This window comes from Dactylosporangium cerinum, from assembly GCF_042653625.1.
GTDB classification, from domain to species: Bacteria; Actinomycetota; Actinomycetes; order Mycobacteriales; family Micromonosporaceae; genus Dactylosporangium; species Dactylosporangium cerinum.
Genome location: NZ_JBHSIU010000107.1, coordinates 1 through 3,221 on the forward strand (window position 1 = coordinate 1; position 3,221 = coordinate 3,221).

Annotated in this window: 2 protein-coding genes; both read left to right on the forward strand. The window is 68.0% G+C overall.

What is annotated here, in order from left to right:
• A partial coding sequence (locus ACFPIJ_RS54110) for a type I polyketide synthase (protein WP_380127397.1) occupies positions 1-1,280 on the forward strand: 1,280 nt, incomplete at its 5' end.
• Positions 1,281-1,361: 81 nt separating this feature from the next.
• The coding region (locus ACFPIJ_RS54115; protein WP_380127398.1) for a type I polyketide synthase at positions 1,362-3,221 on the forward strand (1,860 nt) is incomplete at its 3' end.

Genomic DNA, 3,221 nt, shown 5'->3' on the forward strand with positions numbered 1-3,221 from the left:
GGGGTATCGGGGCGTTGGTGGCCCGGCATCTGGTGGCCCGGCATGGGGTGCGGCATCTGGTGCTGACCAGCCGCCGCGGTCTGGACGCCCCTGGCGCGGTGCAGCTGCAGGAGGAGCTGGCGGGACTGGGTGCGCACGTGCGGGTGGTGGCGTGTGACGTGGCTGACCGGGATGCGGTCGCGGGTCTGTTGACGGCGGTGGATGGAGAGCGGCCGTTGACGGCGGTGGTGCATGCGGCTGGGGTGTTGGACGACGGGGTGGTGTCGGCGCTGACGCCGGAGCGGGTCGATGCGGTGTTGCGGCCGAAGGCTGACGGGGCGTGGCATCTGCACGAGCTGACCCAAGGGATGGACCTGTCGGCGTTTGTGTTGTTCTCCTCGGTCGCGGGGACGCTCGGGTCTGCTGGTCAGGGCAACTACGCCGCGGCGAATGCGTTCCTGGACGGGTTGGCGCACGCCCGTCGGGCGGCGGGTCTGCCCGGGGTGTCGTTGGCGTGGGGGTTGTGGCAGCAGCCCAGCGGGATGACCGGTCATCTCAGCGAGGCCGACCTGGCGCGGATGAGCCGGTCGGGCGTGACGGCGTTGAGCGCAGAACAGGGCCTGGAACTGTTCGACACCGCGCTGCTGGCCGGACTGTCCGCACCAGCGAACCTGGTCCCGGCACTGCTGGATGCCAAAGCTCTGAGCGGGACCGGTCCGGTCCCGGCGCTGCTCCGCGCGCTGGTGCGGCGTGCGGCCCACCGGGTCCACACCGTCGCGGCTCCCGGTGGATCCGTGCTGACCCGCCGGCTGACTGGGGTGCCCGCCGCAGAGCGGCAGGCGGTGGTCCTGGACGTGCTCCGGGGCGAGATCGCCGCAGTGCTGGGCCACACCAGCCTCACTGCGGTGGACCCGGACCGGGCGTTCACCGAGGCCGGGTTCGACTCACTGACCGCCGTGGAACTGCGCAACCGGCTCGGGGCCGTGACCGGGCTACGGCTACCGACCACGTTGGTGTTCGACCACCCGAACCCCACCGCGCTGGCCGCCTACCTGACCAAGCAGGTCGCCGAGAAGGCTGAGAGTGTCTCGGTGTCCGCCGAGCTCGATCGGCTCGAAGCCATCATGTCGGCAGCGAACCCCGCCGATCTTTCAGGCATCGCATCACGCCTTGAGGCCCTCCTCACCAAAATCAGCCAAGGGTCGAACACGTCGGATGCGGACGCCGTGAACGTCACGGAGAAACTCGAGTCGGCCACCGATGACGAGATCTTCGACTTCATCGACAACGAACTGAGCTAGCACAGCATCAGACCGGAGTCGATCCATCTGCAGAACGCTCCGCAGCCCGGAAGATCACTTCACGTTCGAACGGAAGATCTCATGGCGAACGAAGAAAAGCTCCGCAGCTACCTCAAGCGTGTGAGCGGCGATTTGCATGAAGCCCGCGCGCGGTTGCGTGCTGTTGATGAGAGTGCGCGTGAGCCGATCGCGATCGTGGGGATGGCGTGCCGGTTGCCGGGAGGCGTCCAGTCTCCGGAGGGGCTGTGGGATCTCGTCGCGTCGGGCGGCGATGGGATTTCGGAGTGGCCGGCTGACCGGGGCTGGGATCTGGAGAGCTTGTACGACTCGGACCCTGATCAGTCGGGGACCAGTTATGTGCGGGACGGCGGGTTCCTGTACGACGCCGCGGACTTTGACGCCGGGTTCTTCCGGATCAGTCCGCGTGAGGCGTTGGCGATGGATCCGCAGCAGCGCCTGCTGCTGGAGACGGCGTGGGAGGTGTTCGAGCGGGCGGGTATCGATCCTGGCTCGCTGAAGGGTACGGACACCGGGGTGTTCGTGGGCAGCATCGGCCAGACCTACGCCGCGCTGCTGTTGAACCATGGGCACACGGTCAAGGGCCTGGAAGGGTTCATGGGGACCGGCACTGCCGCGAGCGTGGCCTCGGGTCGTTTGGCCTACTCGTTCGGGTTGGAAGGACCCGCGGTGACGGTGGACACGGCGTGTTCGTCGTCGTTGGTGGCGTTGCATCTGGCGTGTCAGTCGTTGCGGCAGGGTGAGAGCTCGCTCGCGTTGGCCGGTGGCGTGACCGTGATGGCGACACCAGCGATGTTCGTGGAGTTCAGTCGGCAGCGGGGACTGGCTGTCGACGGCCGCTGCAGGTCCTTCGCGGGCGCCGCGGATGGCACGGGGTGGAGCGAGGGTGTCGGGCTGCTGCTGGTGGAGCGACTGTCCGATGCCCGGCGCAACGGCCATCAGGTGCTTGCGGTGATCCGGGGTAGTGCGGTGAATCAGGACGGCGCGAGCAACGGTTTGACCGCGCCGAACGGTCCGTCGCAGCAGCGGGTGATCCGGCAGGCGTTGGCGAACGCGCGCCTGTCGGCTGCTGAGGTGGACGCGGTGGAGGCGCACGGCACCGGGACGGTGTTGGGTGATCCGATTGAGGCGCAGGCGCTGCTGGAGGTGTACGGGCAGGAGCGGGCGGGCCGGGAGCCGTTGTATCTGGGGTCGTTGAAGTCGAACATCGGTCATACCCAGGCCGCGGCCGGGGTGGCTGGCGTGATCAAGATGGTCATGGCGATGCAGGCCGGCGTCCTGCCGCAGACGTTGCATGTTGATGAGCCGACCCCGCACGTCGACTGGTCCTCCGGCGCGGTGGAGTTGTTGACGGAGTCCCGGTCGTGGCCGGAGTTCGGGGTGCCGCGGCGGGCTGGTGTGTCGTCGTTCGGGATCAGTGGCACCAACGCTCACGTGATTCTGGAGCAGGCCCCCGAAGCCGCTGTGGCAGGCGAGCAGGGGTCTGTGTCGTTGCCGGTGGTGCCGTGGGTGTTGTCGGGTCGTAGTGCTGCGGCGTTGGCTGGTCAGGCTGAGCGGTTGCGGGCTCTCCTGCTCGACGGTGCCGACCCTGGGTTGAGCGATGTGGGGTTCTCGCTGGCGGGGTCGCGGGCGGTGTTCGAGCATCGGGCCGTTGTCGTGGCTGGGGACCGGGAGGGGTTCCTGGACGGGTTGGGTGCTCTGGCTCAGGGTCAGGTCGCGTCGAACACGGTGAGTGGTGTTGGTTCGGGTCCGGCGAAGTGTGCGGTGGTGTTTTCGGGTCAGGGTTCGCAGCGGGTTGGGATGGGCCGGGAGTTGTGGGAGACGTTCCCGGTGTTCGCTGCGGCGCTGGAGGAGGTCTGTGGGTGTCTGGATCCGTTGTTGGATCGTCCGTTGTTGGAGGTGATCTTCGACGGTGCTGGGTTG